We start from the raw sequence: 751 nt of genomic DNA on the forward strand, positions 1-751 counted from the left end.
CCTACGGGAGGTGTTTGGAGCGGTGATTCAACTGATGGAACATTTGACCCTGCAATAGGTGAAGGAACCTATTCCATTACCTATACCGTTGATTTCGGAAATGATTGTATTAAAGAAGATACTATTGAACTTATTATTAGTGATACTGTAGACCCTTGTCTAGGTGCTGAAGATGTCACCATTGACCCTGCCGGACCATTTGCAACCGATGCTGGTATACAATCTCTTACTGCGCTGCCAATAGGTGGTGTATGGAGCGGTGATACTACTAATGGTGATTTTGACCCTTCAGCTGGAGAAGGAACCTATAACGTAACTTATACCGTGGATTTTGGAAATGGTTGTACTAAAGATGAAACCATTTCAATTATTGTTGAAGCGGCTTCAACTGGTGGAGGTACCTGCACCACAACAACAAACCTTGCATTAACTGGAACAGCTTCTCAATCTTCAACTTACGGGTTTGGTGAAGCTTCTTATGCCATTGATGGAAATACCAATGGAACTTCGCCTTGGAGTGCGGATCTGCAACATACCGTAAGTGGAGAAAACGAATCTTGGTGGCAAGTTGATTTAGGTGAAGAAAATGTTATCGAAGAAATTGTAATTTATAATAGAACGGATAAACTACAAGCCAGACTTAATAACTTCTATGTGCTTATTTCTGAAAATCCTTTTGATGAAAATGCTTCGCTTCAAAACCTTTTAGATGACAATGCGATAACAAATCAATTCTTTGCTGGTAATGCAG

General features: G+C 40.1%; 1 protein-coding gene. It reads left to right on the forward strand.

What is annotated here, in order from left to right:
• On the forward strand, positions 1–751 hold a 751-nt coding region (locus tag RM520_RS15190; protein WP_311388562.1), incomplete at both ends, for a discoidin domain-containing protein.

The organism is Croceitalea vernalis (assembly GCF_031846405.1).
Taxonomy (GTDB): Bacteria; Bacteroidota; Bacteroidia; order Flavobacteriales; family Flavobacteriaceae; genus Croceitalea; species Croceitalea vernalis.